Annotated in this window: 2 protein-coding genes and 1 pseudogene; 1 reads left to right on the forward strand and 2 read right to left on the reverse strand. The window is 50.7% G+C overall.

Annotation, left to right across the window (positions count from 1 at the left end; translation table 11 throughout):
* Positions 1–1,772: HEAT repeat domain-containing protein (locus ACESLU_RS12925; RefSeq protein ID WP_372639048.1), on the reverse strand; the 1,772-nt coding region annotated here is incomplete at its 3' end.
* A 118-nt stretch (positions 1,773–1,890) separates the two neighbouring features.
* On the reverse strand, positions 1,891–3,144 hold the full coding sequence (locus ACESLU_RS12930; RefSeq protein WP_372639047.1) for an MFS transporter: 1,254 nt from the start codon (positions 3,142–3,144) through the stop codon (positions 1,891–1,893).
* Between the two features lie 278 nt (positions 3,145–3,422).
* Between ACESLU_RS12930 and ACESLU_RS12935 the strand changes: the two are divergent.
* Positions 3,423–3,645: pseudogene (locus tag ACESLU_RS12935) on the forward strand (sugar phosphate isomerase/epimerase); the annotation flags it as partial.

Below are 3,645 nucleotides of genomic sequence, written 5' to 3' on the forward strand. Positions count from 1 at the left end.
TGCACGCGCAGCGATTCATCCTCCAGCAGGGGAAGCACTGCGTCCGCGGCCCCCGGATAGCGTACATCTCCAAGGGTTTTAGCAACCTGTGCTCGTATCTCGGGATCGTCATCATTCAAATAGGCCACCAGCGATTCGGCCTCTTCGACCTCATCGCGGGCCAGTTGTCCGATCCCCCATATGGCGTGGAGCCGGGCCAGCTGGTTATCCTGTTGGTCAATCACTTCCAGCAGCCGCTGTTTAGACGACCGGTCAACGAGTTCAAACTGGGCCTTTTTTCGCACCCGCATATCCTCATGTCCGAGCAAAGAGGATAAACGCTCCTCCTCATAGGTGCCAAAGTCATCGCCTAACAGTTGCTTGGTCTCTTTCCTGATTGCCGAGTCGGTTTCAGCAGGGGTGTCAATCCGCCAGATACGTCCCATATCGTTTGTGTTCCAGCTTTCGATCCAGTCAGCAAAGTAAAGCGCGCCATCGGGACCAAAGTCCAGGCCGGTCGGCAGGATGCCCCGCATAAACGGTTGGTCGGTATCCAACTCAAAGGAAGCGCCTTTGGGTTCGAGGGTGAAAGCGTTAATGGCCGATCCGGAGGCACCACCGACGAAATAGGACACAAAAAAGTGTTCTTTCCATTTGTCACTGAGCGCGGTGCCGGGATTATAAGCCATGCCCGCGGCGCCATTGATGTAGTTGGCCACCGGGGGGAGAATATGAGCGGCCTGGTTTTCAAACCGGGGTTTAAAGTAGTTTTCATCCATCCAGACCTTGTAATCGTTGTTTTTGGGGTCCGTATATTTCCCAAACTGCCAGTTGATCCGCCACCCGCTGTCGGACCCGTTGACAATATATACCACCCGCTCCTGCTCCCCGGCATGATCCCCGTCGTGATCCACCGATACCATGTTCCCGTACTGATCAAAAGAAAATTCATGAGGATTGCGAAGTCCCGCCGCGAAGACCTCAAAATTACTGCCGTCAGGGTCGGAGCGCAGAATGGCTCCCTGATTGGGATAAAACCAGCGTTTCCCGTCCGGTCCCTCCACATTCAGCCCCACATCCCCGATACTCCAGTAAATTCGTCCGTCGGGACCCGTCGTAAGTCCAGACATGCCGTGTCCCCTGAACCCGAGGTGAACCCCGTATCCATAACTGATGGAGCTCTTGCTGTCAGCCATTCCATCCTCGTCGGTGTCCCGGGTCCGCCACATGTCAGGCGCAACCCCGATAAACACATCTTCGCCTTTGGCCAGAACAGCCCCCGCCACATCCGTCTCCTTCTCCCGGAAGTCCCGCAAATAGAGTTGGGAATAGTCTGCTATGCCGTCACCCGATCGGTCGGAAATCCTATAAATTTCCTCCCCGTCAACTGTCAGATCTTTCCAGTCGTGCGATCCATCCCCGTTCAGGTCTTCCAGCCAGCTGCTGGTTTGGCCGCTGTTTTCAGGAGATAGCGTTTTCGTCAGAAAAGCCGCTCGCTCCTCCACGGTGGTCCAGCTCATCGATTCTGTCATCCACTCCTCATGGCCGCGGATATCGGGTTTTGAGCTGCTTCGCCGGTTTGTAACAGAGACAAAAGCTTCTCCGTCGTTGGTGATATCCAATCCGATGGGATCGGCCAGCAGTTTTTCGGAAGCCCAAAGCGTTAGCGCCAGGTCGTTATCGGCGAGCTGAACAGTCACCTCGTCGCGAATTGTTTTAGCATCCCCGGCCGCTTCTTCCTCCGGGATCGATATGATTTCCAGTTCTGGCTGGTTACCACAGCCAGCGACCATGAATAACAAGGAGCAGAGCAGGAGTATTTTCAGCAGAATTGGATATTCAACGTGAGCAGGTGTATAGCAGCTGTTTTTTTGGAGCGACATCAGCGTATTTTTCTATTGTTTAAGATCATTATACTGTTATATCCTCAGCGGTCGTATCTTCATCCAGCACCTGGTCATTAAAGAAAACGATAAAGAATATCATGACACCCGCGGCAAATATAGCAGGGATCCACCAGAAGTCATGCCACTGCGCCAGGCTCAGCGACGACGCCGTTCCCAGGAAGGCATTGTATACCTGTCCTGCTACCTGGGCACCGATCAGCATACCCACACCGTAGGTAATAAGAACAATCAGCCCCTGCGCCTGTCCCCGAATGTCGGGGGTTGATTTTTTATCCACATAAATTTGTCCCGTCACAAAGAAGAAGTCATAACAGATACCATGCAGGGCAATACCGGTTATGATCATCCAGATGATCGGGTCGGTAGCCCCGAGGGCAAAGAAGGCATAGCGCAAAACCCAGGCAAACATGCCGGCCGCCAGCATCCATTTGACGCCGAGGCGGACAAACATGGCCGGGATCAGCACCATGAAGAGCGCTTCGGACATTTGTCCGATCGTCAGGGTAGCGGCAATATTGTCAAATCCGGCATCGCCCAGGAAAATTTGCGTGAAGTTGTAATATGCAGCCAGTGGAATACAGATTAAAAGAGAGCTGGCCAGGAACACATAAAATGATTTGCTGCCCAGTTTCTTGATAGCGTCAATACCTACAATACTGCGGATAGAAATCTCTTCGCCCGCAGCAGGCGGCGGCGTATGGGGGAGAGTGAAGCTATAAAGTCCCAGCAGCAGACTGGCCGCGGACGTCAAGTAGAGGGGCAAAGCCGTTTCTTCGGGGATAACATTTTCCGCTAAAAACTGTCCCAACACAAAACTGATAATCAGTCCCGCCACAATCCAGCCGATCGTTCCAAACACCCGGATAATGGGAAAATCCTTTTCCTGGTCTTGAATATGGTGGAAGGAAAGGGTATTTGCCAGGCTCATTGTTGGCATATAGCAGAGGTTGTAGGCAAGCAGCAGAAGGATGAAAATAACCGGACTATCCACAGCCATAGGCGTCAGGAACATGAAAACCGCGCCCAAAATGTGCAGGAATCCAAGTACCTTTTCCGTGGCAAAATAACGATCGGCAATGAGTCCCACAAAGAAAGGAGCCGCTATGGCGGCGATGGGGTTAACCGTGAAGGGCCAGTGTGTCAGGTTCTCCATTCCATTGACGGTCATATACACGGCAACGGTCGAATACCAGGCCCCCCAAACGAAAAACTCCAGAAACATCATGAGGCTAAGCTTCGCTTGTAATAATCTATTCATTAAGTAATCCTTGTGTTTTGGTCCGATTTCTTATTTGCAATATCCTTTTTAACACAGTCAAGTATGTGAAAAAATAATCACAGTTTTTGTAAAAATATTTTCACGTTAATATGACAAAAAAATACCAAGGTGCAAATTGCATCCCATAAATATTTTGTTACATTACAAGCGAAAACAATTATAAATCATAGTAGCGACAATGATTGTCAGTCCGGGCAGTATGAAAGGATATGTGGGATGACTGATCTTGCGCTAAAAATATTACAACGGGAATCATTATGGATAGAAAGCATTTTTTACAGGTGGGAGGATTGGGCGCAGCGGCTGCATCAATATCAATAACCGGCCTTATTTCAGCATGCAGCTCAGGAGAAACCTCGGAGTCGGAGGACGATCTTTTTTTTGACATTTCACTGGCGCAATGGAGCCTGCATAACGCCATCTTTGACGGGGAGCTGGATCATCTTGATTTCCCAGCCACAACCAGGGATGAGTTTGGGA

It is taken from the genome of Fodinibius sp. (genome assembly GCF_041642155.1).
Classification (GTDB): Bacteria; Bacteroidota; Rhodothermia; order Balneolales; family Balneolaceae; genus Fodinibius.

What these genes read in the sequence shown, in the direction of transcription:
- ACESLU_RS12930 (WP_372639047.1), bottom strand. Translation starts at nt 3,144, where the DNA reads ATGAATAGATTATTACAAGCGAAGCTTAGCCTCATGATGTTTCTGGAG.